General features: G+C 69.4%; 24 protein-coding genes and 1 riboswitch. Of the genes, 11 read left to right on the forward strand and 13 right to left on the reverse strand.

Features of this window, described 5'->3' with window-relative positions:
- Positions 1-30 precede the first annotated feature (30 nt).
- Both ACFVWL_RS04445 and ACFVWL_RS04450 read right to left on the reverse strand, forming a co-directional pair.
- Positions 31-540 carry a hypothetical protein gene (locus ACFVWL_RS04445; protein ID WP_387179022.1) on the reverse strand — a complete coding sequence of 170 codons (510 nt, stop codon included), beginning with the start codon at positions 538-540 and terminating at the stop codon, positions 31-33.
- Between the two features lie 10 nt (positions 541-550).
- Positions 551-2,056 carry a PLP-dependent aminotransferase family protein gene (locus ACFVWL_RS04450; RefSeq protein WP_387179024.1) on the reverse strand — a complete coding sequence of 502 codons (1,506 nt, stop codon included), beginning with the start codon at positions 2,054-2,056 and terminating at the stop codon, positions 551-553.
- 19 nt (positions 2,057-2,075) lie between these two features.
- On the opposite strand from ACFVWL_RS04450, the gene ACFVWL_RS04455 reads away from it, so the two are divergent.
- Positions 2,076-2,384: a hypothetical protein gene (locus ACFVWL_RS04455; RefSeq protein WP_387179026.1), complete on the forward strand. Its 309-nt coding sequence runs from the start codon at positions 2,076-2,078 to the stop codon at positions 2,382-2,384.
- A 30-nt stretch (positions 2,385-2,414) separates the two neighbouring features.
- Here ACFVWL_RS04455 and ACFVWL_RS04460 read toward each other — a convergent pair whose 3' ends face one another.
- On the reverse strand, positions 2,415-4,070 hold the full coding sequence (locus ACFVWL_RS04460; RefSeq protein ID WP_387179029.1) for a DUF4407 domain-containing protein: 1,656 nt from the start codon (positions 4,068-4,070) through the stop codon (positions 2,415-2,417).
- An 86-nt stretch (positions 4,071-4,156) separates the two neighbouring features.
- A complete protein-coding gene (locus ACFVWL_RS04465; RefSeq protein ID WP_387179032.1) occupies positions 4,157-4,729 on the reverse strand; it encodes a TetR/AcrR family transcriptional regulator in 573 nt (190 codons plus the stop codon).
- 65 nt (positions 4,730-4,794) lie between these two features.
- Between ACFVWL_RS04465 and ACFVWL_RS04470 the strand changes: the two genes are divergently transcribed.
- Complete coding sequence (locus ACFVWL_RS04470; protein ID WP_387179035.1) at positions 4,795-5,460, forward strand: NAD(P)H-dependent oxidoreductase; 666 nt, start codon at positions 4,795-4,797, stop codon at positions 5,458-5,460.
- Here the strand turns inward: ACFVWL_RS04470 and rlmN are convergent.
- On the reverse strand, positions 5,409-6,710 hold the full coding sequence (rlmN, locus tag ACFVWL_RS04475) for a 23S rRNA (adenine(2503)-C(2))-methyltransferase RlmN (protein ID WP_387179037.1): 1,302 nt from the start codon (positions 6,708-6,710) through the stop codon (positions 5,409-5,411). The two genes, ACFVWL_RS04470 and rlmN, sit on opposite strands and share 52 nt — an antisense overlap.
- 71 nt (positions 6,711-6,781) lie before the next feature.
- Between rlmN and ACFVWL_RS04480 the strand changes: the two genes are divergently transcribed.
- The 4 genes from ACFVWL_RS04480 (at position 6,782) to ACFVWL_RS04495 (ending at position 9,522) form a co-directional block, all read left to right on the forward strand.
- On the forward strand, positions 6,782-7,342 hold the full coding sequence (locus ACFVWL_RS04480) for a ribosomal protein L7/L12 (RefSeq protein WP_387179040.1): 561 nt from the start codon (positions 6,782-6,784) through the stop codon (positions 7,340-7,342).
- Between the two features lie 62 nt (positions 7,343-7,404).
- Positions 7,405-8,043 carry a bifunctional 4-hydroxy-2-oxoglutarate aldolase/2-dehydro-3-deoxy-phosphogluconate aldolase gene (locus ACFVWL_RS04485; RefSeq protein WP_387179042.1) on the forward strand — a complete coding sequence of 213 codons (639 nt, stop codon included), beginning with the start codon at positions 7,405-7,407 and terminating at the stop codon, positions 8,041-8,043.
- Positions 8,044-8,080: 37 nt separating this feature from the next.
- Entirely contained in the window at positions 8,081-8,776 is a 696-nt protein-coding gene (locus ACFVWL_RS04490) for an ankyrin repeat domain-containing protein (protein WP_387179045.1), read from the forward strand.
- Complete coding sequence (locus tag ACFVWL_RS04495) at positions 8,773-9,522, forward strand: sulfite exporter TauE/SafE family protein (protein ID WP_387179048.1); 750 nt, start codon at positions 8,773-8,775, stop codon at positions 9,520-9,522. The genes ACFVWL_RS04490 and ACFVWL_RS04495 overlap by 4 nt, the downstream gene beginning before the upstream one ends.
- A 173-nt stretch (positions 9,523-9,695) precedes the next feature.
- On the opposite strand, the gene ACFVWL_RS04500 is transcribed toward ACFVWL_RS04495, so the two are convergent.
- Both ACFVWL_RS04500 and ACFVWL_RS04505 read right to left on the reverse strand, forming a co-directional pair.
- Positions 9,696-10,526 carry an NAD(P)-dependent oxidoreductase gene (locus ACFVWL_RS04500; protein ID WP_021198290.1) on the reverse strand — a complete coding sequence of 277 codons (831 nt, stop codon included), beginning with the start codon at positions 10,524-10,526 and terminating at the stop codon, positions 9,696-9,698.
- A 46-nt stretch (positions 10,527-10,572) separates the two neighbouring features.
- On the reverse strand, positions 10,573-11,331 hold the full coding sequence (locus ACFVWL_RS04505) for an SDR family NAD(P)-dependent oxidoreductase (RefSeq protein ID WP_387179052.1): 759 nt from the start codon (positions 11,329-11,331) through the stop codon (positions 10,573-10,575).
- Between the two features lie 170 nt (positions 11,332-11,501).
- Between ACFVWL_RS04505 and ACFVWL_RS04510 the strand changes: the two genes are divergently transcribed.
- Both ACFVWL_RS04510 and ACFVWL_RS04515 read left to right on the forward strand, forming a co-directional pair.
- Positions 11,502-12,227 carry a phosphotransferase gene (locus tag ACFVWL_RS04510; protein WP_387179054.1) on the forward strand — a complete coding sequence of 242 codons (726 nt, stop codon included), beginning with the start codon at positions 11,502-11,504 and terminating at the stop codon, positions 12,225-12,227.
- Between the two features lie 2 nt (positions 12,228-12,229).
- Complete coding sequence (locus ACFVWL_RS04515; protein WP_387179057.1) at positions 12,230-12,574, forward strand: CHY zinc finger protein; 345 nt, start codon at positions 12,230-12,232, stop codon at positions 12,572-12,574.
- 6 nt (positions 12,575-12,580) lie between these two features.
- Here ACFVWL_RS04515 and ACFVWL_RS04520 read toward each other — a convergent pair whose 3' ends face one another.
- The 3 genes from ACFVWL_RS04520 to ACFVWL_RS04530 all read right to left on the reverse strand — a co-directional run bounded on the left by ACFVWL_RS04520 (position 12,581) and on the right by ACFVWL_RS04530 (position 15,467).
- Complete coding sequence (locus tag ACFVWL_RS04520; RefSeq protein ID WP_387179060.1) at positions 12,581-13,360, reverse strand: energy-coupling factor transporter transmembrane component T family protein; 780 nt, start codon at positions 13,358-13,360, stop codon at positions 12,581-12,583.
- Positions 13,357-14,808, reverse strand: coding sequence for an ABC transporter ATP-binding protein (locus ACFVWL_RS04525; RefSeq protein ID WP_387179063.1), 1,452 nt, complete (start codon positions 14,806-14,808; stop codon positions 13,357-13,359). Before ACFVWL_RS04525 ends, ACFVWL_RS04520 begins: the two co-directional genes overlap by 4 nt.
- Before the next feature lie 2 nt (positions 14,809-14,810).
- Positions 14,811-15,467, reverse strand: a complete 657-nt coding sequence (locus tag ACFVWL_RS04530; protein ID WP_387179066.1) for an ECF transporter S component — start codon at positions 15,465-15,467, stop codon at positions 14,811-14,813.
- Positions 15,460-15,569: riboswitch (TPP riboswitch) on the reverse strand. (Overlaps the previous gene by 8 nt.)
- A gap of 81 nt (positions 15,570-15,650) precedes the next feature.
- On the opposite strand from ACFVWL_RS04530, the gene ACFVWL_RS04535 reads away from it, so the two are divergent.
- Entirely contained in the window at positions 15,651-17,321 is a 1,671-nt protein-coding gene (locus ACFVWL_RS04535) for a D-alanyl-D-alanine carboxypeptidase family protein (protein ID WP_387179068.1), read from the forward strand.
- A gap of 76 nt (positions 17,322-17,397) precedes the next feature.
- Here ACFVWL_RS04535 and ACFVWL_RS04540 read toward each other — a convergent pair whose 3' ends face one another.
- Both ACFVWL_RS04540 and ACFVWL_RS04545 read right to left on the reverse strand, forming a co-directional pair.
- The gene (locus tag ACFVWL_RS04540) at positions 17,398-19,659 is read right to left on the reverse strand and encodes an ABC transporter ATP-binding protein (RefSeq protein ID WP_387179071.1); all 2,262 of its coding nucleotides are present in this window, start codon (positions 19,657-19,659) and stop codon (positions 17,398-17,400) included.
- Positions 19,656-21,383 (reverse strand): ABC transporter ATP-binding protein, encoded by a 1,728-nt coding sequence (locus ACFVWL_RS04545; protein WP_387179074.1) that lies wholly within the window; start codon positions 21,381-21,383, stop codon positions 19,656-19,658. The genes ACFVWL_RS04540 and ACFVWL_RS04545 overlap by 4 nt, the downstream gene beginning before the upstream one ends.
- A 266-nt stretch (positions 21,384-21,649) precedes the next feature.
- On the opposite strand from ACFVWL_RS04545, the gene ACFVWL_RS04550 reads away from it, so the two are divergent.
- Positions 21,650-22,714 carry a hypothetical protein gene (locus tag ACFVWL_RS04550; RefSeq protein WP_387179076.1) on the forward strand — a complete coding sequence of 355 codons (1,065 nt, stop codon included), beginning with the start codon at positions 21,650-21,652 and terminating at the stop codon, positions 22,712-22,714.
- Positions 22,711-23,100 carry a GntR family transcriptional regulator gene (locus ACFVWL_RS04555; RefSeq protein WP_387179079.1) on the forward strand — a complete coding sequence of 130 codons (390 nt, stop codon included), beginning with the start codon at positions 22,711-22,713 and terminating at the stop codon, positions 23,098-23,100. The genes ACFVWL_RS04550 and ACFVWL_RS04555 overlap by 4 nt, the downstream gene beginning before the upstream one ends.
- Here the strand turns inward: ACFVWL_RS04555 and ACFVWL_RS04560 are convergent.
- Complete coding sequence (locus tag ACFVWL_RS04560) at positions 23,097-24,179, reverse strand: enoyl-CoA hydratase/isomerase family protein (RefSeq protein ID WP_387179082.1); 1,083 nt, start codon at positions 24,177-24,179, stop codon at positions 23,097-23,099. The two genes, ACFVWL_RS04555 and ACFVWL_RS04560, sit on opposite strands and share 4 nt — an antisense overlap.
- Between the last annotated feature and the right edge of the window lie 8 nt (positions 24,180-24,187).

A 24,187-nucleotide genomic window follows, 5' to 3' on the forward strand; every position in this document is an offset into this window, starting at 1 on the left:
CTATGGCCGGGCCGGATGCGAGGGAAGAGGTCAAGCGGTCGCAGGAGTCGAGCGCGGGCGTACCGCGGCAATGACTCCGACGACGACGAGCGCGACGGCGGAGAGCGCACTCACGGCATAGAGGGGGCGAGCCCATGGCGAGTAGTCGCCCCCGCCGATGCCGAAGGCGTCGGCGAGTCCCATGCCGGCGCCGAACGAGGCGATGAAGTAACCCCCCGCCCCGAGCGTCAGCAGCACCAGGAAACCCATCGCCGGGATCAACGGACGCGCAGCGGTGCATGCCGCGACGACCGCGAGCGCCACAGCCAGCGCGATCCCGAGACCGAGGATGAAGAACGCCTGGCCCGGCATCAGGCTCTCACCGGCGTTCGACATCTCCGCATGGATCTCGTCGAGTGACCTGCCGGGAGCGGCCGCGAGTGGATTGAGCACCAGGATCTGCACGGCGGCGAACGCGGCATAGATCGTGACGGCGAGCACGCCGACGATCGAGATCCACAGCGTCTGCATGCGCATGGTCCGACGCTGCATCCGAGTCATGCGGGTCAGCCTAAGAGGACATCCCGAGAGTCTCCCGATACTCGCGCCAGGCCGCCCCGAGTCGGCGGACACCCTCGGCCAGCACCTCGTCGGGGGCGGTGAACGGGATGCGGATGTGATCGTCCGGTGACACGGAGACCGCGAAGGCCGCGCTTCCGGCGATCGAGACACCGTGCGCCGCTGCCGTCCTGGCGAGCGCCGCTGCGGACCCCGCGGGCAGCCGCACCCAGAGCGACAGTCCGCCGCGGGGCGGTTCGACGGTCCATTCGGGCACGTGCTCGGCCATCAGGCTCTGCAGCAGTCGCAGTCGGTCCTGGTGGATGCGGCTGTTCGCCCGTCGGAGGTCGTCGGCACGGGCGATCAGGTCGAGCGCAAGCAGCTGCCCTGGCACACTCGTGGATTGGTCGGCGAGCTGCCGCGCACCGCGCAGCCGCCGCACGAGCACGGGGTCAGCACGCAGCCAGCCGATCCGCAGTCCCGCCCACACCCACTTCGACACCGACTCCACCACGATGACGGGAGCGTCGGCGCGCTCGGCCGCGAGCGTGGGCGGCACCACCCCGTCGAACGAGATGCCGGCGAGCACACGGTCTTCGATGACGGGAACGCCGTACTGCGCGGCGAGCTCGGCCACGCGGTGCCGTGCCGCGGCGGGAAGGCGCGACCCGGTCGGGTTCTGGTGGTGCGGATTCAGTGCGACGAGCACGGGACGCAGCCGTGCCAGTGCCTGCTCCAACGCCTCGACATCGAGACCGTGCTCGCCCATCGTGACGCCGTGCACCGTGCCGCCCCGCAGGCCGACCGAGTCGGTGACACCCGGCCAGGTGATCTCCTCGGCGAGCACGATGTCGCCGGGGCCCACGAGTGCATTGACCACGAGGCTGATCGCCTGCTGCGCGCCGTGTGTGACGAGGATCTGCTCGGGCGTCGTCGGCGTCCCCTCCGCGGTGTACATGTCGGCGATGAGGGTCCGCAGCGCAGGCAGGCCCGCGGGATCGGTCTCGGGCAGCAGGGCGAGGTCGAGCCGCGGTGTGTGATCGCGGATGAGCTGCACCCCGAGGTCGGAGATCTGCGGCACGGTGCGCAGCAGGTCGATGGCGTTCGGGAGTGCGGAGAACAGGGCCTCTCCTCGTCCTGGACGCTGAGTGGGTCCGGCGGTCGCGGCAGTGCCGGCGATGCGGGTGCCGCTCCCCTGCCGCCGGTCGACGAGACCGCGTTCGGCGAGGTCGGTGTACGCGGCGACGACCGTGCCGCGCGAGACGGAGCTCGCGGCGGCGAAGGTGCGCTCCGCCGGCAGCCGATCCCCTGGACGCAGCTCGCCACTCGCGATCAGAGCCTCGACGCCCCGAGACAGCCGAGCGGCGAGCGTGCCGTCTCCGTGCGTCCAGCGGCCGAGCCGTGCCGAGAGCGCATCCGACGACACGTCACCTGCGTGCACGAGAGGTACTGCTCGCCCCGCAGCACTGGCCGATACCTGATCCATTGGCGCACCATTGGCCCTGTCATCGATGCTCATGAGAACAGACTATGGACCAATGGACACCCGCATCGCCAGCACTCCTTCGGATCCTGGACCAATCGATCTCGATTGGACCATCGGACAGCTTCTGGAGTGGCTCAGCGATGATATCCGCCAGCACGAGGTGACGCTTCAGCATCCGCTCGCCCGCATCGAGGCGCAGATGACCGGAGCGCACTGGGCACGCACCCCGTCCACCGTTGCGTTGATCCGCTCGATCGCCGCCGCTGTTCGCGACGCCCCGGCGCTGGCAAGCATCCGGATCCGCGAGCTCTCCCCGCCGCAGACGCCACGGGTGTCGGAGCGGATTCCTCAACTCGCCTGACCGGCGATCGGCCGCGCCTCGGTGCTCGACTCAGCCGATCGTCGGACGAACCAGCTGCTCCTGCTCCTCGAGCGTCTGCGCCTGCGCGCGCTTCTCCGCGAGTTCTCGCTCCTGCGCCTCGGCCGCCTCTCGGCGTTCCGCACGCGTCTGCGGCTCACCGGATCCGGTCTCCGCCTGTACCTCCTGGGACTGGTCCGTCACGATCTTGGCGCGGTCGCGGAAGCCCTCGGCCGTCACCCGGTCGAGGGCGACCTGCTTGCGGATCGCCGCGGCCTTCTCGTAGAGGCTCGGGTCGCCGTAGCTCGTGAGAACCTTCACGAGCACCGGCAGCAGCTCGATCATGAAGAACAGCGCGGCGATCAGGATGTGCGCCCACAGGATAGAGGGCTCCTTCTCGCTCAGCCGGTTGAGTCCGCTGATCTGGCTGAGCAGTCCGACGGCACCGGCGTTGCCCTGCGCCACGGCGTCGGCCCGCGCGTTGTACGCGGCGAGCGCCTGGTCGTAGGAGTCACGCGCGGTCGGCAGCTGCGACTTCGCCTGCTCGCGGTTCTGCGCCTCCGACGACGAGGTGTTCTCCTTGGCGGCGGTGCCGGCCGCGGCGAGCTCTTCGTTCGCGGTGCGCAGCTGTGCGGCGAGGGCGTCGTAGGTCTGCTGAGCCTCGGCGAGCTGTGCCTTGGCGGCGTCCGAACTCGCGCCCTGGCCGTTGACACCGGTGCAGCCGGGGACAGTGCCGGCACCCTCACCCGTCAACTCGCACTGGTAGAGCACCCGGGCCTGGTCGATCACGGCCTGCTGGGCGGTCATCTTCGCGGTCACGTCGTCGACCGTGGCCTGGGCGGCCGACTCGGTCGCCGACGACGCGTCGGTTCCCGCGACGATGCCGGTGGCCGCCTGGTTCTCGAGTGCGGCGACCTTGGCGGATGCCGCGTCGAGCGCGATCTTCTCCGGGCCGTTCTCGAGCGCCTCCTGGTCGGATTGCGACTGGGTGATGTTGGTGGAGGCCACCTCGCGCGCGATGTCGTTGTGGAAGATCTGCAGAACGAGCGGCTCGGCGACGACGAAGCCGATGATCGCCGCCATGATCACACGCGGGATCGCGAGGCCGATCAGGCGCCAGACGTTCCTCGTCGAGCTCATCGTCGAGGTGAGGAAGCGGTCGAGGTTGAAGATGATGAGCGCCCACACGAGCGCCAGCGGCACGGCGAGCCACATGGCCGCCTGCACACCGGTGGTGAGGGCGAAGAGCATCGAGATCGCCGAGACGAGCGCGGTGCCGGCGAGCACGAAGAACATCTGCACGAAGCGGGGCGTCTCGCCGGGGACGCGGTCGAGGATCTCGCCTTCCGCGCCTCCGAGGATCGCGAGGGTCCGCGCGCGCGAACCGGGTGTGCGCGGTGCGCGGCTCTTGCGAGGACGGCGAACCCGGGGCTCGCGCGGGGGCTTCACCGGGGCGGGCTCGTCCGCAACGGACTCGTCAGCAGCGGGCACGTCAGCAGAGAGGGCATCGGCGATCGGGGTCGCCTCCGACGGCACGGACTCGGGCACCTCGCGGGTGGCGTCGTCGGTGCCGGTGGGCTCGAACTCGCGCAGAAAGTCGAGGTCATCGGTGACGGCGTCGGGTTCGCTGTCGAGGATGATCCGACCCTGCGAGTCGTAGCGACCCGGTCGATGGGCGGAATAGGGCATCCGAACAATCTACGAAAGGTCGCCTGTGGATAACGTGGAAAAGTCCTTGGAGCAGCTCACAGGTTGGACAGCGGAGGCGGGGCGGATCACGCCGCGGGAAGCAGCCGATCGAGGGCCGCGGCGTAGGCGGCGAGACCGTCGTCGAGCGTGAAGTGCCCGGCGGCGGCGAGCGTGCCGAGCCCGTGGATCAGGCCCCACAGCGCGACGGCATCGGTCGGCCGATCAAGGCCCGCCGTGGCAGCCCCCTCGGCGAGGACGGCCTCGAGTCCATCGATCAGGGGCGCCATCGTGGGCGTCGGGGATCCGGGCACGCAGACGGTCGGGTCGTAGACGGCATCGAACGCATGCGGATGCTCGACGGCGAAGCGGATGTACGCCGATCCGCCGTCCGTGAGCGCGGCCCGTGGCGTCGAGGCCCTCTCGGCGGCGGCGCGGACCTGGTCGAGGAGGTCGGCCATGCTGCGCTCGGCGATCGCCTTGAGCAGTCCGAGTCGATCGGAGAAGTGGTGGTAGGGCGCGTTGTGGCTGACGTTCGCGGCCCGTGCGACCTCGCGCAGGCTGATCTCCGCCGCGGGCATGCGTTCCAGCAGCTGCATCGCAGCATCTTCCAGGGCACGGGCGAGATCGCCGTGATGGTAGCCGTCCTTCGAACTTGACATGCGCAACATCCTCTCCTATCTTGACAGTGTCCACCAGCTTGACACTGTCCAGATAGGAAAGCACCATGACTGCTCTCGTGATCGACGGCCACCCCGACGGCCGCTCCCTGACCGCTTCGCTCGCGCAGCGCTACGCCGCCGGCCACGGCGACGCTCGCGTGCTCGCCCTCCGCGACCTCGACTTCGATCCGAACCTGCGCTTCGGCTACCGCGAGCGCATGACGCTCGAGCCCGACCTCGTCGAGGCGAAGCAGGCGCTGCAGAGCGCCGACACGGTCGTCATCGCGACCCCGCTGTGGTGGGGCTCCGTCCCCGCGCTGCTCAAGGGCTTCTTCGATCGTGCCCTGCTGCCGCAGCAGGAATACCGCTACACGAAGCTCGGCCTCGTCGACGGACTGCTGCCGGCGCGCAACGGCCGCCTACTCCTGCTCGCCGACACGCCCTGGTACTTCGTGCCGTTCACCGGGCTCCCCGCGCAGACCCATGTCGCCCGAGGGACGATGCGCTTCTGCGGGATCCGCTCGGTGCGCACGCATCGCATGCTCGGCGTGAAGGACGCGAGCGAGGCCACCATCACGCGATGGCTCGACCGCGCCGAACGCCTCGGGGCCGCGGACGGACGCCGAGCGGGTGCGCCTCAGGCCACCGCCGCAGCGCCTCAGGCCGTCGCCTCTGCGCCTCAGGCCATGGCGGCGGAAGCAGCCTCGTCCTCGGTCGTCGCGACGAGCTGACCACAGGCGCCGTCGATCTCCTTGCCGCGGGTGTCGCGGAGAGTCGTCGGGATTCCGGCGTCGTTGAGCCTGCGCACGAACTCGTTGGTGACATCCTTCTCGGATGCCGTCCAGATCGAGCCGGGCGTCGGGTTCAGCGGGATCGGGTTCACGTGCACCCAACCGCGTCCGCGCTGATTGAGCTTCTCCGCCAGCAGGTCGGCGCGCCAGGCGTGGTCGTTCATGTCCTTGATGAGCGCATACTCGATCGAGACGCGACGACCGGTCTTGGCGTAGTAGTCGTAGGCGGCGTCGAGGGCCTCGTCGACCTTCCATCGGGAGTTCACCGGGATGAGCTCGTCGCGCAGGTGGTCATCCGGCGCGTGCAGCGACAGCGCGAAGGTGACGGGGATGCCCTCGTCGGCCAGCTTCTTGATCGCCGGGACCAGGCCGACCGTCGACACGGTGATGCCGCGAGCGCTCATGCCGAGGCCGTCAGGCTGCGGGGCGACCATCGAGCGCACCGCATCCATGACGCGCTTGTAGTTGGCGAGCGGCTCTCCCATGCCCATGAAGACGATGTTCGAGACGCGCTCCATGCTGTGGTCGTCGGACTTCTTGCCGCCGAGGCCGCCCTCGGCGATCAGACGGTTCGCGCGCACGATCTGCTCGATGATCTCGGCGGTCGACATGTTGCGGGTCAGCCCCGCCTGTCCGGTCGCGCAGAACGGGCAGTTCATGCCGCAGCCGGCCTGGCTCGACACGCACAGGGTGATGCGGCCGGGGTAGCGCATGAGCACCGACTCGACCAGGGCGCCGTCGTGCAGGCGCCACAGGAACTTGATCGTGTCGCCGCGGTCGGTCTCGAGGCGTCGCACCTCGGTGAGCAGCGGCGGCAGCATTCCGGCGACGAGCTGCTCGCGGGTATCGGCCGGAAGGTCGGTCATCTGCTCGGGGTCAGACGTGAAGTGGCGGAAGTAGTGCGTCGACAACTGCTTCGCACGGAAGCCGGGCAGCCCGAGCTCCTTGACCTTCTCGATCCGCTCAGCGGGTGTGAGGTCGGCCAGGTGCACCGGCGGCTTGCCGCGCTTGGGGCTCGCGAACTGCAGCAGCGGACGCCCTTCGGCATCCTTCTGCTGGGTCCATCCCTCGGTCGCGGGACGCACCTGCGGCTTCTTCGTCTCACGGACCTTGCCCGGGGCGGGCCGACCCTGCGGGGCGGACGCGGATGCTGCGGGGCGCGTCTCGCGCGTGCGGGGAGTCTCGGTCATACCCTCCAGGGTACGCGGTAGCGGATGGGAACGCCCTGGGGCGCAGGCGGCCACCTCTCTAGACTGAGCCCATGGATGCCGTGCTGTGGATCATCGGGATCGTCGTCGGCCTCATCGTCGTCGTGGCGATCCTCGCCGTCGCGGTCCGCGGCATGCGCCCGAAGCTGCCGGAGCCGCAGGTGTTCACGCCGTCTCCCACCACCGCGCGCACAGCTCCGGCCTCGTCGGCGTCGACGGCTGTCTCGGGCCTGACACCGAGCGTGATCGCCGAGATCGACCGCCTCGTCGCCGCGGGGCAGAAGATCCACGCGATCAAGCTGTACCGCGACCACTCCGGTGTCGGGCTCAAAGAGGCGAAGGACCGCATCGAGCACTGGTCGGTCAGCACAACCGCCCCGCACACCGCAGCCGTGTCGAACGCCACGGCCACGCACTCGTCGATCACCCCGACCGCCATGACCCCTTCGTCGGTCCGCGCCTCCCTTCCGGTGTCGGTCGTCTCCGACATCGACAGGCTGGTCGCGAGCGGCTCGGCCATCGCTGCGATCAAGGCACTCCGCGAGCACACCGGACTCGGGCTCAAGGAATCCAAGGACCTGATCGAGGCCTGGCCGCATAGCCACGCATCCTGACCAACTTGTCGTTACAGGCCGCGCCCGGAAGAATGGACGAGCCCGCCCGATCAAGGAGCCCCATGTCCGACCGTCTCGACCGCGCCCGCACGACCGGCATCCTCGCCGTCCTCCGCGCCCCCTCCCCCGAACTGGCTCTCGAAGCCTCCGAGGCGATCATCCGCGGCGGCGTCACGGGCATCGAGGTCACCTTCTCCACCCCCGATGCCCCGGCGGTCATCCGCGAGCTCATCGCCCGCCACGGCGACGCCGCCTACATCGGCGCCGGCACCGTGACCACGGCCGCACAGGCCCAGCAGGCCGCGGATGCGGGGGCCGAGTTCCTCGTCAGCCCCGGCACGTTGCCGCACCTCACCCGCAGCATGCTCGACACGGGCCGCGTCGTGATGACCGGTGCCATGACCCCGACCGAGGTCATGGGCGCGCTCGAGCTCGGCGTCGACATCGTGAAGATCTTCCCCGCATCGCTCGGTGGGCCCTCGTATCTCGGCGCCCTGCGCGGGCCGTTCCCCGACGCCCCGCTGATGCCCACGGGCGGCGTGAGTCCCGACAACCTGGCCGCCTGGTTCGCTGCCGGCGCGGTCGCGGTCGGCGCCGGTGGAGACCTCGCGAACGGCGCGTCGATCACCGCCTCCGACTGGGCCGACATCGAGCAGCGCGCCGCACGGTTCGCCGCGGCTCTCACCACCACGCGAGGCTGATCGCCCGGCACCCAGCATCGTTTGGTATACCGGACGCATGGGTGCCCGGAGGATGCTGATCATCGGCGCCGTCGCGGCCGCACTGCTGACGATGACGGCCTGCACGGCCGCGCCGCATTCTTCCCTGCCGACTCAGGAGGCCGCCATGACCGACGCCACTCGCGATCTGCTCACCGCCGCTGCGGCCGGAGATGCGTCCGCCGTGGAGCAGGCCCTGAATGCGGGCGCGGAGATCGAGGCGCAGGGGTCGGGCGGCATGACGGCGCTGGTCGCGGCCACCAAAGGAAACCACGTCGACGCGGCGCGTGCCCTGATCACGGCTGGCGCCGACGTGAACGCGAAGGACGACATCCAGGACTCCGCCTACCTCTACGCGGGCGCCCGCGGACACGACGACATCCTCCTGCTGACTCTCGAGAACGGCGCCGACCTCACGAGCACGAACCGCTTCGGCGGCACGGCACTGATCCCCGCCTCCGAACGCGGGCTGCTCTCGACCGTCGAGATCCTGCTCGAGGCCGGCGTCGACCCGAACCACGTCAACAACCTGAACTGGACGGCACTGCACGAGGCGATCGTGCTCGGCGACGGATCCTCGACCTACGTCGACGTGGTGCGCGCGCTCATCGGCGGCGGCGCCGATGTCGGAATCCCCGACGGCGACGGCGTGCTCCCGGTCGATCTCGCGAAGGCCCGGGGCTACGACGCGGTCGTCGCCGAGCTCGAACGGTGAGCGCCCTCGATCCGTGGGCCTGGGTGGCGCTCGCCGTCGCCGCGGTGACGATCGGCATCTCGAAGACGGCACTGCCCGGCGGCAGCATCCTGGCGATCGCACTGTTCGCGGCCGTGCTTCCCGCGCGCACCTCGACCGCGGCGACCCTGCTGCTCCTGATGGTCGGCGACCTGTTCGCCCTGTTCGCCTATCGCCGGCACGCGCACTGGCCCACGCTGCTGCGGCTCGCCCCCGCGGTCATCGCGGGCCTGCTGGTCGGATTCGCATTCCTCGCGCTCGCCGGCGACGGGGTGGTGCGCCGTGCGATCGGCGTGATCCTGCTGCTGATGATCGCCGTGACGCTGTGGCGCCGGTGGAAGCAGAGCAGAGCGGATGCCGTGGCTCCCCCCTCCAGCGGCATGCTGCTCGCGGGCGCCTACGGCACGCTCGGCGGCTTCACCACCATGGTCGCCAACGCCGGCGGCCCGGTCATGTCGATGTACTTCCTGGCCACCCGCACACCGGTGCAGGTGTTCCTCGGCACGTCTGCGTGGTTCTTCGCCATCATCAACGTGATCAAGGTGCCGTTCCTCGCGGGCCTCGGGCTCTTCGAGTCACCGGTGCTGCTGATGGATGCCGTGCTCGCCCCGCTCGTCGTGGTCGGAGCGCTCCTCGGCCTGCGGGTCGCGCGCCGCATGAACCAGCGCGTGTTCGACCGCATCGTGATCGCCCTCACGATCGTCGGCGCGGTCTACCTGCTGATCTGAGCGCCCCGGCTCCCGCTTCCGCCGTTCATAACTCAGGACGTCTGTCGCAGATCCCCTCGTATTGCCCTGTCCCGAGGCGGAGTCGGCTTTCTTCCTGAGTTGTGAACGCGCCCTGCGCTCAGTCGAAGAAGCTCAGTCGAAGAAGCTCGGTCGAAGAAGCTCGGTCGAGAAGCTCAGTCGAGGAAGATGTCGGGGAAGAGCGCGCTGTCGGGGGTGCCGGGGATCGCAGCGTAGCCGGAGAAGTCGGTCACGCCGTCCGCTTCGAGCACGTCTTCCACGATGAGCGTCTGCCCCGTGTACGACGCCGCGGGCTTGAGCAGCACGGCGTACGCGGCATCCGCGTAGATGTCGGGCGTGCGGCTCGCGGCCATGACCTTGTCGCCGCCGAGGAGGTTCTGCACCGCCGCGGTCGCGATGGTGGTGCGCGGCCAGAGCGTGTTGGCGGCGATCCCGTCGCGCGCGAACTCGGCGGCGAGGCCGAGGGTCGCCATGGTCATGCCGAACTTCGCGAGTGTGTAGCCGGTGTGCGCGCCGAGCCACTTCGGCGTCGGGTTGAGGGGCGGCGACAGCGAGAGGATGTGCGGGTTCTCCGCGTCCTTCAGGATCGGCACCGCCGCACGCGAGAGCATGAACGTGCCGCGTACGTTGACATCCTGCATCAGGTCGTACTTCTTGGCGTTCAGGTCGAGCGAGCGCGAGAGGTCGATGACGCTGGCGTTGTTGATCACGATGTCGATGCCGCCGAATTCGCCCTGCGTCTTCATGACGGCCTCGGTGATGTCGTCGTCATCACGGACGTCACCGACGATCGGCAGCGCCTGACCGCCCGCCGCGCGGATCTGCTCGGCGGCGGTGTGGATCGTGCCCTCGAGCTTCGGATGCGGGGTGTCGGTCTTCGCGAGCATCGCGATGTTCGCACCGTCGGCGGCTGCCCGCAGCGCGATCGCGAGGCCGATGCCGCGGCTGCCGCCCGACATCAAGATGGTCTTGCCTGCAAGGGACATGGGTTCTCCTGGGTTCTCGATCGCGGGTTCTGAGGGTTGCCGCAGGTCAGCGCGGCGCCATGCGGATGGCGCCGTCGAGGCGGATGGTCTCGCCGTTCAGGTAGCCGTTCTCGACGATCTGCTGCACGAGAGCGGCGTACTCGTCCGGGCGGCCGAGGCGGGACGGGAAGGGCACCTGCTGGCCGAGCGAGTCCTGGGCCGCCTGCGGGAGACCCATCAGCATCGGCGTCTCCATGATGCCGGGGGCGATCGTGCACACCCTGATGCCGTAGCGGGCGAGCTCGCGCGCCACCGGGAGGGTCATGGCGTGCACGCCGCCCTTGGATGCGGAGTAGGCGGGTTGGCCGATCTGACCGTCGAACGCGGCGACGCTCGCGGTGTTCACGATGACGCCGCGCTCCTCGTCGTGCAGCTCGTTCTTCGCGATCACGGCGGAGGCCTGCGAGATGACGTTGAACGTGCCGACGAGGTTGATGCGGATCACGCGCTCGAAGTCGGCGAGCACAGCCGGGTTGCCTTCGCGGTCGAGCACCTTGGCGGGCGGCGCGATGCCGGCGCAGTTCACGACCACCCGCAGCGGAGCCGCCGACTGTGCGGCCGCGACAGCCGCCTGCACCTCATCCGCGTCCGTGACGTCGGCCGCGACGAACAGCCCACCGAGCTCATCCGCGATCTCGGCACCCCTCGACGAGGCGAGGTCGATGATCGTGACGTGCGCTCCCGCGGCGACGAGCCGGCGCGCCGTGGCGAGTCCGAGACCCGAGGCCCCTCCGGTGACGAGTGCACCCTGTCCGCTGATCTGCATCTGATGTTCTCCTTCGAACGTCGTCGTGCGACATGCATTGATGGAACGCAGTATCAGCCTACGTGGTTCTTGGTTCACCACGAGCAAGAGAACTGCGCCGAGAGCGAGCCTACGACAACGCCGCGATCGACGGCAGGCTCCCCGTCGGCATGATCGGGCAGGATGGACGGATGAGCATCCCCTCCGCATCCCTCGACGTCCCGCCGCGGGTTCGCGAGCTCGCCCGCGGTGCAGCACTCGTGCCGGTCTGGCTCAACGGCATCGGCGGGCTGACGTTCCGCACCGATGACGGCCGATACATCAAGTGGGGTCCGCTCGATGACGAGGCGAACATGCGCGACGAAGCCGAGCGCATGAGGTGGGCGCGCACATGGCTCCCCGTGCCCGAGGTGCTCGAGCAGGCCCAGGACGACACGCACGAGTGGCTCGTCACGGTCGCCATCGATGCGACGAGCGCCGTCGACCCCCGCTGGGCGGACGAGCCGGAGACCGCGGTGCGGGCGGTCGGTGCAGGCCTTCGGGCACTGCACGACGCTCTGCCCGTGGCCGAGTGCCCCTGGGAGTGGAGCACGCAGTGGCGGATCGCCAACGCCGCGGCGCGCGGCGCGGTCGTGCCAGACGACCTGCACCAGGCGCCGCCGATCGACCGGCTGGTCGTGTGCCACGGCGACGCCTGCATGCCGAACACGCTGCTGGACGCCGAAGGTCGTCCCGCCGCGTTCGTCGATCTCGCCGCGCTCGGAGTCGCCGACCGCTGGGCCGACATCGCGGTGGCGTCGATGAGCACGATGTGGAACTTCGGCACCGGGTGGGAGGACACTCTCATCGAGGCCTACGGCGTCGAGCCCGACCGCGAACGACTCGAGTACTATCGGCGGCTCTGGAACGAGATGTGAGCGTGACTCCGGCGTCTTCCGGTCGGCCTCCGGTGTTCGGAGCCGTCGTCGACGACATGACCCGGTGCGCGCATTACCGGGGCCCGACCGACATCATCGCGATCCGCTTCGCCTGCTGCGGCGACTACTACCCGTGCCATCTCTGCCACGAGGAGTCGGCGGGGCATCCCGCTGCGCAGTGGGCGCCGGAGCAGCACGAGACGCGGGCGATCCTCTGCGGCGCGTGCGGACACGAGCTCACGATCGCCGAGTACTTCGCGGTGACGGCCTGCCCGCGGTGCTCCGCGCCGTTCAACGAGAGGTGCGCACTGCACCGGGACCAGTACTTCCAGCCGAGCCCGAGCTAGCGCGGGCTAGCTCCAGACGAAGCGGAACGTGCCGAGGAGGACAGCCGCGGCGAGTGCGAGCGCCATGATCGCGATTCCACCGATCAGCGCCACCGCATCGCGCGGATGCAGCCGCGACGGACGCGACCAGGTGCGGGGGATGCCGGAACCGAAACCCCGGGCTTCCATCGCGAGCGCCAGCGTGGATCCGCGCCGCACGGCGAACACGAGCAGCACGAAGGCCATCGAGAAGAATCTCCGCAGCACACCCCGGTCTCCCACGCCCCGCGCACGACGGGCCAGGCTCATGGTGCGCCAGTCGTCGAGGAACAGTCCCAGCATCCGCGTGCCGGCGAGGATGCCGAGGACGAAGCGACTGGGGAGCCGGGCGACCTGCGCCAGGGCATCGGCGAGTTCGGTCGGGTCGGTGCCGCCGAAGAGCAGGATCGTCGGCAGTCCCAGGGCGATCACACGCAGACTCACCGCGATCGCGAGCGTGATGGAGTCCTCGCTGATCGTCGCGAACCCGAATGTCCAGTAGACGTGCCCGGCAGGCTCGGCGTACAGCAGCATGCTCACACCGGCGATCGGCGCGAAGATGGCGATCGGCAGCAACCGCTTCAGCACCGTCGACACTCGCAACCCGGTCAACGGCAGGCAGAGCAGCTGCAGGACGATCGCGGCCAGCGCGCTCGTGACGTCGATCGACGCGAACAGCGGAACCGACAGCAGCACCGCGAGCACCAGCTTCGTGACCGGGTTCACCCCATCGAGCCACACGCGCCGCACGGTCTCGGTCGTCGTCACGAGGCCGCCCCCAGCTCGATGCGATGACCACCCAGGTGTCGGATCACGGCGTCGTCGTGCGTGACCGCGATGATCGACCGACCTCGCGCGATCTCCTCCTGCAGCAGGGCGACGAGCGAGATCCAACCTCGACGGTCCTGTCCGAAGGTCGGTTCGTCGAGCACGATCACCTCGGGCGCTCCCGCCAGCACGGTCGCGACCGACAGTCGCCGCTTCTGCCCGCCCGAGAGGGTGAACGGATTGGCGAGCGCGAGAGGGGCCAGACCGAGGCGCTCGAGCAGTTCGTCGACGACGGCGTCCGTCTTCGCGCGGTCCCAGCCGAGGGCTCGGGGACCGACGGCGAGCTCGTCGCGCAGCGTCTGGGCGAGGAACTGATGCTCCGGCTCCTGGAACACCATGCCGATGCGGGTGAGCAGCTCGCGCGAGGTCCAGCGGATGGGGCGCCTGCCCTTGCGACCGGCCAGCTCAGGCGCAGACCGCACCTCTCCTGCCTGTTCCGGGATGAGCCCGGCGAGAGTGAGAGCGAGCGTCGACTTGCCCGCACCGTTGGGCCCCGTGACGACGGTCGCGTTCGCGCGCGGCACGCGCAGGTCGAGTCCCGCCTGCACCACGACGCCCGCCTCCCTCGCGATCGAGAGACCGGAGGCGGAGAGGGCATCGGCCGCGGGCACCGGATCCAGCACGGGAAGGTCGATGCCGCGGTCAGGCACCCACACCCCCGCATCGGCGAGCACATCGCCGTGGGCCGCGAACACCTGATCCGGAGCTCCATCGGCGAGCAGCCCGCCATCGGCCGCCAACACGATCACACGCGTCATCAGATCGACCCAGATCGGCGTGCGGTGCTCGACGACGACCAGCGTGGCACCGGTGGAGGTCACAGCGCGTTCGACGCTCGCGCGCACCTCCCGCACGCCGTCGGGGTCGAGGTTCGCGGTGGGCTCGTCGAGCAGCAGCAGTCCCGGGCGCATCGCGAGCACGCCGGCCAGCACCAGTCGCTGCTTCTGCCCACCCGAGAGCGCCTTCGTGGGCCGCTGCAGCGGAACGTCAAGTCCGACGGCGTCGAGGGCTTCGGCGACGCGGCCGGGGATCTCGGACGCCGCGACGCCCAGGTTCTCGCAGCCGAAGGCGACGTCGTCGCCCACCTTCGACAGCACGATCCCCGCGTCCGGGTCCTGCAGGACGAGTCCCACCTGCCCGTGCCGCGACTCGGGGGCCGCGCCGTCGATGCGCAACGACCCCGTCCGCTCTCCTTCGTCGTCATCGCCGAGGACCCCGGCAAGGCCGGCGAGCAGGGTCGACTTCCCCGCGCCGGACGCACCGAGCAGCAGCACCCGCTCACCCGGTTCGATCGTGAAGGAGACGTCCGCGACGGCTGGGCGCTTTCGACCGGCGTACCGCCAGCCCCAGCCCGCAGCCTGCACGCGGGCCGGGGAGGCGAAGGTCACGCTCAGACCTCGCGTACGTGCTCTCGCCCGACGGCGAAGCGGTTGAGGGCACCGGTGACGGCGAGAGCGCGCACGAGCAGCCAGCCGACCACGCCGGCCAGGATCGCGCCGGACACGACCACGCTGACCAGGTAGATCGTGTTGAACTCCACCGACTTCAGGACGTTGGGCGAGCTGCCGTAGAACAGCTCGAACACCCAGGCGGCGACAGCGGCTCCGACGCCGGCCAACGCCGCGACCGCGATGCCGAAGCGACGGTAGAAGAAGAAGGCGAAGATGATCTCCGCGCCGAGGCCCTGCACGATGCCCGACAGCACGGTCGAGACGCCCCACACGTTGCCGATCAGCATCGACACGATCGCGGCGACCAGCTCGACCACGAGCGCGGCCCCCGGCTTGCGGATCACGAGGCCGCCGACGACTCCGCCGAGCAGCCAGATGCCGACGGCGATGCCGCCGAGACCGGGCGTCAGGGCGTCGGCCGCGCCGAACCACGCGTATCCGATCGTGTTCCAGCCCCAGAACACGAGGCCGATCGCGACGCCGAGAACCGCGGCGACGACGATGTCGACGACGCGCCAGCGCCAGATCGATGTGCGGTGCAGGCCGTTCGCGGCGGCGGATGCCTGCTGCGCGGATGTGGACGTAGGCGTACTCATCTGAACTCCTCCCTGCGCTGGCATGACCCAGATCAGGTTCGACGGTCGAAGCGCGATTCGCTCCCTCTCAGCCCGGCTCGCCGGACTCCCGTGGTTGTGCTGATGATCTTACCGTCGGCGACACCCGCACGGCGACAGGGCCGTGCGCCGCGGAACTCGCCCGGGATTGGGTACCGTAAACGAGTGACCGCAACAGATCCCGCCGACGAGGCGACGGGCGTCGTCAGCGATGACGGCCCGGCGACTGCCGCCCCCTCCGGACCTGTCGATGCTGCGACGGGTGGTTCGGTGCTGACGGCCGAGCAGCCGTCGACGCGCGCGCTCGCACGGGAGTCGGTGATCCCGCCGGAAGCCGTGGTGCCCCCGGAACCGGTGGACACCCCTGAACCGGCCACCCCCGCCCTGACGAAGCCGCCTTTCGTTCCCCGCGAGAGCGTCGCCCCGGAGGCATCCGACGACGCCCTCGCCCTGCTCGACACCTCCGCACCCCAGTGGGCGGATGACACCACCACGGCCACGGCTCTGACCTGGGTCGACACCGCGTCGGTCGCCGCTCACACCTCCACCGCGACTCTCGATGAGACGTCGGACGCCGAACAGTCGGACGGCCTGCTCCGCGGGGCGCGCCTTCGTCCGGCCATCGCCCGTCCCGGGATCCTGGTTCCGCTGGCCACTCTCGTCGGCCTCGTCGCCACCTATGCCGGCACCACGCTCCTCTGGCCGCTGCACGAGGTGCCGCCCACGGTGCAGTCGGTCGAGTTCGTGACGACGCCCGCCGCCGCTGCCACGGTCACGTGGCCGACCGCGGGAGCCGGTGCCGTCGGCATCTCGGGCATGACCACCGCCGCCTCGGTCCCCGATGCGGTGAGCATCGCGAGCATCACGAAGGTCGTGAGCAGCCTGATGGTCCTCGACCGCATGCCGCTCGCGGTCGGCGAGCAGGGGCCCGAGTTCTCGTTCACCCGCGCCGACAGCGTGAAGTACTGGGACTACCGACGCAGCGACCAGTCGTCCCTCGACGTGCCGATCGGCGGGGTGCTGACCGAGTACCAGCTGCTGCAGGGCACGCTCATGGGATCGGCGAACAACTACATCGACCGGCTCGCGACCGAGATCTGGGGGTCGGAGCGCGAATTCGCCCGAGCTGCAGAGGTGTGGTTGCGCGAACGCGGACTGACCGGCATCACCGTGGTCACGCCGTCGGGTTTCGACGCGCGCAACGTCGCCACCCCCGAGGCCCTGGTCGCTCTCGGCGAGCGCGCGATGCAGAACCCGGTGTTCGCCGAGATCGTCGGCACCAAGTCGGTCGACCTCCCGGGCGCCGGCACCGTCGTGAACACGAACGCGATGCTCGACGACCCGGGCGTCGTGGGCATCAAGACCGGCACGCTCGTCGGCTGGAACCTGCTCACCGCGAAGGACGTGGTCATCGGCGACACGACGGTGCACCTCTTCGCCGCGGCGCTGAATCAGGCCGGCAACGACGAGCGGCTGGCCCTGACCCGCTCACTGTTCGCCGAGGCGGAGGCTGCGCTGGAGGCTCAGGAGCCAGCCGTCGGCAAGGACACGGTCGTCGGCCAGGTCACGACCCCCTGGGGGGAGAAGGTCGATGTCGTCACCGAATCCGACGCCGATGTGGTGCTCTGGAACGGTGCGACCGCGACGGCCACGGCGGCCTTCGACCTCGGCGAGGAACGGGAGCAGGACGGCTCGGTGGGCGAGCTCACCACAGCCGGCCCGCTCAACACCGTCACGACGCCTCTGGTACTGGCCGAGGATATCGAGGGGCCGAGTCCCTGGTGGCGCCTGACCCACCCGCTGGAGCTGCTCGGCATCACGGCCGACCCCTCCTGAAGCAGTCCGCGCGAGCATACGACGACGCCCCACCCCGCGGGAGCGGAATGGGGCGTCGTACGGATGCTGCCGGAGGTCAGGACCGGTGGCCGGAGCCGTCCGCTCCGTCTTCCAGCAGGGCCTGCGCTGCGGCCGTCTCGGCTGCGGGCACCTGAGCGCCCACCGACGCACCGGCGACGGCGGCAGCAGCCTCCGCGCCCGTACCTTCGGCGTTGCTCGCGTCGCCGGTGACGACGACGGGCGTCGTGCCGGTGAGGGCGTCTTCGGCGTCGATGTCGGTCGCCGCCTGCTCGAACTGCGACTGGTACAGACGCCAGTAAGCGCCCTGCGCGGCGATGAGCTCGTCGTGCGTGCCCTTCTCCACGATGTCACCGTGCTCCATCACCAGGATGAGGTCGGCGTCGCGGATGGTCGACAGTCGGTGCGCGATCACGAACGACGTGCGTCCTTCACGAAGCGCGGCCATTGCGTGCTGCAGCAGCAGTTCGGTGCGGGTGTCGACCGCCGACGTGGCCTCATCGAGGATGAGGATCGACGGCTGCGCGACGAATGCCCGCGCAATGGTGATGAGCTGACGCTCGCCCGCCGACACGTTCGCGGCATCCTCGTCGAGCACCGTGTCGTAGCCCTCGGGGAGGGCGTGCACGAAGCGATCGACATAGGTCGCCCTGGCAGCGGCGAGAACCTCGTCGTCGGTCGCGGTGGAGCGACCGTAGCGGATGTTCTCGCGGATGCTGCCGGCGAACAGCCACGGGTCCTGGAGCACCATGCCGGTGCGCGACCGCAGTTCGTCGCGGGTCACCTCGGCGATGTCCTGGCCGTCGAGCATGATGCGCCCGCCGCTGAGCTCGTAGAAGCGCATGATCAGGTTGACCAGGGTCGTCTTGCCCGCACCGGTCGGACCGACGATGGCGACGGTCTGCCCCGGCTCCACCCGGAACGACAGGTCCCGGATGAGTGGACGCTCAGGCGTGTACGAGAACGCGACGTTCTCGAACTCGATGACACCCTTGCCCTCCACCAGCTCGGGAGCATCGGCGTCGTCCGCCTCCTGCTCTTCCGCGTCGAGCAGCTCGAAGACCCGCTCGGCAGACGCCGTGCCGGACTGCACGACGGCGGCCATTCCCCCCAGTTCGGACAGCGGCTGCGTGAACTGCTGCGAGTACTGGATGAACGCCTGCACGTCACCGAGACGGAGCTGACCGTTCGCGACCATCAGCCCGCCGAGCACCGCGATGCCCACGTAGCTGAGGTTTCCGACGAACATCATCGCCGGCATGATGATGCCGGAGAGGAACTGCGCCTTGAAGCTCGCCTGGAACAGCTCTTCGTTCTCGACCTGGAACTTGTCCAGCGCGTCCTTCTCGCGACCGAACACCTTCACCAGCGCGTGGCCGGAGAATGCCTCCTCGACGCGGGCGTTCAGTCGACCGACCTTGCGCCACTGGGTGCCGAAGGCCTTCTGCGAACGCGGTCCGATGATGCCGAAGATGACGCCCATGAGCGGCAGCGTGACGAGGGCGACGAGGGCGAGCTGCCACGAGATCGAGAACATCATCACGAGCACGCCGATCACGGTGAGCACCGAGGTGAGGGCACCGGAGAGCGACTGCTGCATCGTCTGCGTGATGTTGTCGATGTCGTTGGTGACGCGCGAGATCAGCTCACCGCGCTGCACCTTGTCGAAGTACGCCAGCGGCAGACGGTTGATCTTCGCCTCGACCGACTCGCGCAGCCGCCACATGGTGCGGACCATGATCACGTTGATGACGTAGCCCTGGATCCAGGTGAGGAAGGCCGCGGCCACGTAGATGCCGAGAACGGCGGCGATGACCAGCCGCAGTGCGTCGAAGTCGACACCCTGTCCGACCGTGAAGTCGCCCAGCGCACCGACCTGGTTCGCGAAGTCGTCCTGCCCACCGGCACGCAGCGCCTCGACGACCACGTCCTGCGACGTGCCGGCGGGGAAGCCGGGGAAGCCATCGGTCGGCTGCCCGAGCTGGATCGAGATGAAGCCCTTGTAGACGAGGTTGGTGGCCTCGGCGAGCACCTTGGGCGCCGCGACCGTCAGGACCACACCGATCGCACCCAGGATCGACACGAAGACGAACCAGATGGCCGACGGCTTCAGCAGACCGATCATGCGCGCGAAGCTGGGGCCGAAGTTGTCGGCCTTGCCCGGTGCGACGCTGTCCCAGTCGCCGGAGTTCTGACGGGCCTGCTCGGCGAGCTCGGCCTCGTACTTCTCCTCGGCGCTCAGCTCGACCTCGGCGACGGCGGCTGCTGCCTTGCCGCGGCCGCGCTTGCGCCCTGCCTGTTCGTTGTCCTGCGCGCTCATGCGTCCACCCCCAGCTGCGACTCGACGATCTCTCGGTAGGTGTCGCTCGTCTCGAGCAGCTCCTCATGCGTGCCGACGCCGACCATGGTTCCACCGTCGAGGACGACGATGCGGTCGGCATCCGTGATGGTGGAGATGCGCTGCGCGACCACGATCTTCGTGACGTGCGGGAGTTCCCGCCACAGCGCCTGGCGAAGCCGGGCGTCCGTGGTGAGGTCGAGCGCCGAGAACGAGTCGTCGAAGACGAGGATCTGCGGCTGGTGCACGATCGCACGGGCGATCGCGAGTCGCTGACGCTGACCACCCGAGACGTTCGTGCCGCCCTGGGCGATGCGGGACTCGAGACCGTCGGGCATCTCTTCGACGAAGTCGCGACCCTGTGCGATGTCGAGCGCGTGCCAGAGCTCCTCGTCGGTGGCGTCTTCACGGCCGTAGCGCAGGTTCGACGCGACGGTGCCGGTGAAGAGGAACGGACGCTGCGGCACCAGGCCGATGCTGTCCCAGAGCGACTCCACGTCGGCCTCGCGCACGTCGGTGCCCCCGACGTGGACGGAACCGCCCGAGACGTCGAACAGACGCGGGATGAGCGACACCAGGGTCGTCTTGCCCGAGCCCGTGGATCCGACGATCGCGACCGTCTCACCCGGCTGCGCGGCGAAGCTGATGCCGGTGAGCACGGGGGAATCGGCGCCGGGGTAGGTGAACTCGACGTCGTCGAGCGCCACCGATCCGGGGACCGGGAACGAGGTGACGCCGTTCTCGGGGCGGACCAGCGTGGACTCGGAGTCGAGCACCTCGCCGATGCGCTCGGCCGAGACCGCGGCGCGGGGGATCATCATCGCCATGAAGCTCGCCATGATGACACCGCCCATGATCTGACCGATGTACTGCATGAAGGCGAACAGCGTGCCGACCTGCACCGTGCCGTTGTTGACCTCGATGCCGCCGAACCAGATGACCGAGACGACGGTCACGTTGAGGATGAGCATGAACAGCGGGAACAGCAGCACGAAGAGCGAGCCGACCTTGCGTCCGACGACCATGATGTCGGTGTTGGCGCCGCGGAAGCGCTCTTCCTCGATGCGCTCGCGCACGAACGCGCGCACCACGCGCACACCGGTGAGCTGCTCGCGCATGATGCGGTTGACGTTGTCGAGCTTGCCCTGGTAGCTGCGGAACAGCGGCACCATGCGCCCGATCACGAGGGCGGCCAGGATCAGCAGCAGCGGCACCGAGACGGCGATGAGCCAGCTGAGGGTCACCTCGGTTCGCACGGCGAAGATGATGCCGCCGATCGCGAGGAGCGGGGCGGTGACGAGCATGGTCGCACCCATCATCGCGAGCATCTGCACCTGCTGCACGTCGTTGGTGTTGCGAGTGATGAGCGAGCCGGCGCCGAACTGCGACACCTCGCGCTCGGAGAAGCCGCTGACCTTGCCGAACACATCGGCCCGGATGTCGCGGCCGGCACCCATCGCGGCGCGCGCGGCGAAGTAGGTCGCGGTGACCGAGGCGATGATCTGCCCCAGGGACACCGCGAGCATGAACAGCCCCGTGCTCCAGATGTAGCCGGTGTCACCGCGGGCGATGCCGTTGTTGATGATGTCGGCGTTCAGGCTCGGGAGGTAGAGGGTCGCCGCCACGCTGGCGAGCTGGAAGACCAGCACCGCGAGCAGCAGCCATCGGTATCGGGAGAGATAGCGGAGGAGAATTTTTCCCAGCACAGGCGGACTTTCTAGGAAGGATGAAGCGGCGGATTTCTCGGCAGACGGATGCCGACCGACAATCGGCCACAAGACAGAGTGCCACGATCCACGGACATTCGTATCCCCCTCACGGTGGACCTTCGCTCACAGCGAACCGCTTCCCGTCCCGATCAGCGGTTTCTGCACACGGGCGAACAACGGCGAGCCGATCCCTCTCTCCTCCTTTGTGTTTACTCACTGATACAACTTGTGATAGACATATGACACAAAGAGGACGGACTCCCATGCTCGCGACCACCGCATCCCCGCTCCGACCCGGCCAGCTCCTGCTGGACCCCGGCCAGGTGCTCGGCGCCGTCTTCTCGATGCCCTGGGTGTCTCTGATCCTCGCGGCGATCATCGCGGTCGGCATCACCGTCACACCCCGCTGGCGCGCACGGACCGAGAGCCGGGTGCGCCTCGCCGCGGCGGCATCCGGCGGGGTCTTCGCCCGTTACTCACCGGAGCACCGCACCCTCGGAGTCGCCGCGATCGCGGTGATCGTGATCTTCGTCGCCGAGAACCTGATCACCGGGTACGGCGTCGACCTCCACGACGTCGTCTCGTGGTGGCGGTACGCGACGCCGGTGTTCACGGCAGGCGTCGCAGTGGCCATCCTGCTGACCCTGATCGCGACGAGGGGCAGCACCCCGCCGGAGCGCCCCGTCTTCTCCGCCCGCCGCACCTGGCTGAGCTTCAGTCCGCGCATCGGAGCGGTGGCTGCCGCCGCAACGCTGCTCGCTCTCACGGTCACGACACTGCTCGCTGGACTCGCCTCCTCGAACATCGACGGCGGCCCGTACGTCTTCCTCGAGATCGACGTGCCCAACGAGACGATCGATCCGATCCGGCCCTGGTTCTACGGGTGGGCATACGGCGTCCCCGTCCTGATCTGCACCGCCGCGCTCATCGCCGTGGCCATCGCAGCGCTGCGCGCCAATGCGGTCCGCCCCTTCCTGCGGCCGGAGACGATCGTCGCCGAGCAGCGCGAACGACGCGACATCGCGACGGGGATCACCCGGATCGCCACATCGGCTGCGATTCTCGCTCTGGCGGGCGCATGGCGGTTCATCGCCGACGCCGGTTCGATCAACGGACTCACCATCCAGGGCGACGGGCGCAGCGACTCCTACGACACCTTCTGGCGATACGGCGAAGTCGCGGCCGTCGGCGGCTGGCTGGCGCCGGCACTCGAGATCACCGCATTCGTGCTCCTGCTCCTCACGACCGCACAGCTGTGCCCGCCGAGGCATGACCTGGAGTCTGCTGTCGACGTCGAGAACTCGGCCGAACGGGAGAGCGCACGGTGACTCCGACGCCCAGGCTCTCACCGGCCGATGAGACGAATCCGGCACTCGACATCTACCGACAGCTCCGCGGCCTCATCGTCTCGGGGCAGCTCGGCGCCGGGGAACGGCTGCCGACGGTCAGGCAGACGGCGAGCGATCTGGGCGTCGCCCCCGGAACCGCCGCGCGTGCGTACAAGATGCTCGAGGGCGAGGGACTGGTGGTCTCGCGCACGGCTGCCGGCACGCGGGTCGCTGAGACGGCGGGAGTCCTTCCCGCATCCGTGATCCGCCGCATCCGCGAGCTGGTCGATGAGGCCGACGTCGTCGAGGCGGATCCGGACGACGTCATCGACGTGCTCCGTGCGATCTGGCAGGCGCGTTCGAGCCCCGACCAGACCCCCGACTAAACCCCCGAGTCCGCCGACGAGAACAGGGCGGGCTGCGGAACGTACTCGCGCGCGGGGGCACCGGCGTCCGGGGCGAGCTCCGCCAGCGTCGGCGGGTCCCACTTCGGGTCGCGGTCCTTGTCGACGATCTGCGCGCGGATGCCCTCGACGAGGTCGGGGTGCTCGTTCACGAACCACAGCACGCGGCGGTACTCGCCCTCGAGCGCGGCACGAAGCCCCGGCAGCGCGCGCGCCTCGCGAACGGCGTCGAGCGTGACCGTGAGGCCCGTCGGCGCGAGGCCCTCGAGAAGATCCGCGGTCGCGGCGGCCTCGGTCGTTCCCTGCGCCTGCAGACGCTCGATGATCTCGCTCACCGTGGGGGCGGAGAAGGCGTCGTCGATCCATTCTCGCGACGCGGGCAGCTGCGAGGGCTCCGGCGTCTCGTCGAACAGCAGGACGATCTCGCTGGGACCGGTCGGATCGGCGCGGAAGGCGAGAGCCTCGCTCAACGCGTCGAGCCGGTCCGACGGCACGAAGTGGTCGGCGAAGCCGAGGTACACGGCATCCGCGCCACTCATCGTCGCCCCGGTGAGACCGAAGTACTCGCCGAAGCGTCCCGGCGCACGGCCGAGCAGCCAGGTGCCGCCGACGTCGGGCGTGAATCCGATGCGCGTCTCCGGCATCGCAAGCTTCGAACGCTCCGTGACGATGCGGATCGCCGCGTGCCCGGCCAGGCCGATGCCGCCACCCATCGTGATGCCGTCGGCGAAGGTCACGACCGGCTTGGGGTACTCGGCGATCATCGCGTTCAGCGCGTACTCGGCGCGGAAGAACTCCGCGGTCTGAGCGGACTGCCCCGCGACGATCTGCGCATGCAGAGCGCGGACGTCACCCCCGGCGCACATGCCCCGATCGCCCGCGCCGTCGAGCAGCACGATCTGCACGTCGGTGTCGTCGCGCCAGGCGTCGAGCGCTGCGGTCAGGCTCTCGATCATGTCGACATCGAGGGCGTTGATCGCCTCAGGACGGTTGAGGGTGAGCCGCCCGAGGGCTCCTTCGGTGCGGACGAGGACACGGGATGCAGCGTGAGAATCGGTCACGCTGGCCA

The sequence above is a fragment of the Microbacterium sp. NPDC058269 genome (assembly GCF_042881445.1).
Lineage (GTDB): Bacteria > Actinomycetota > Actinomycetes > Actinomycetales > Microbacteriaceae > Microbacterium.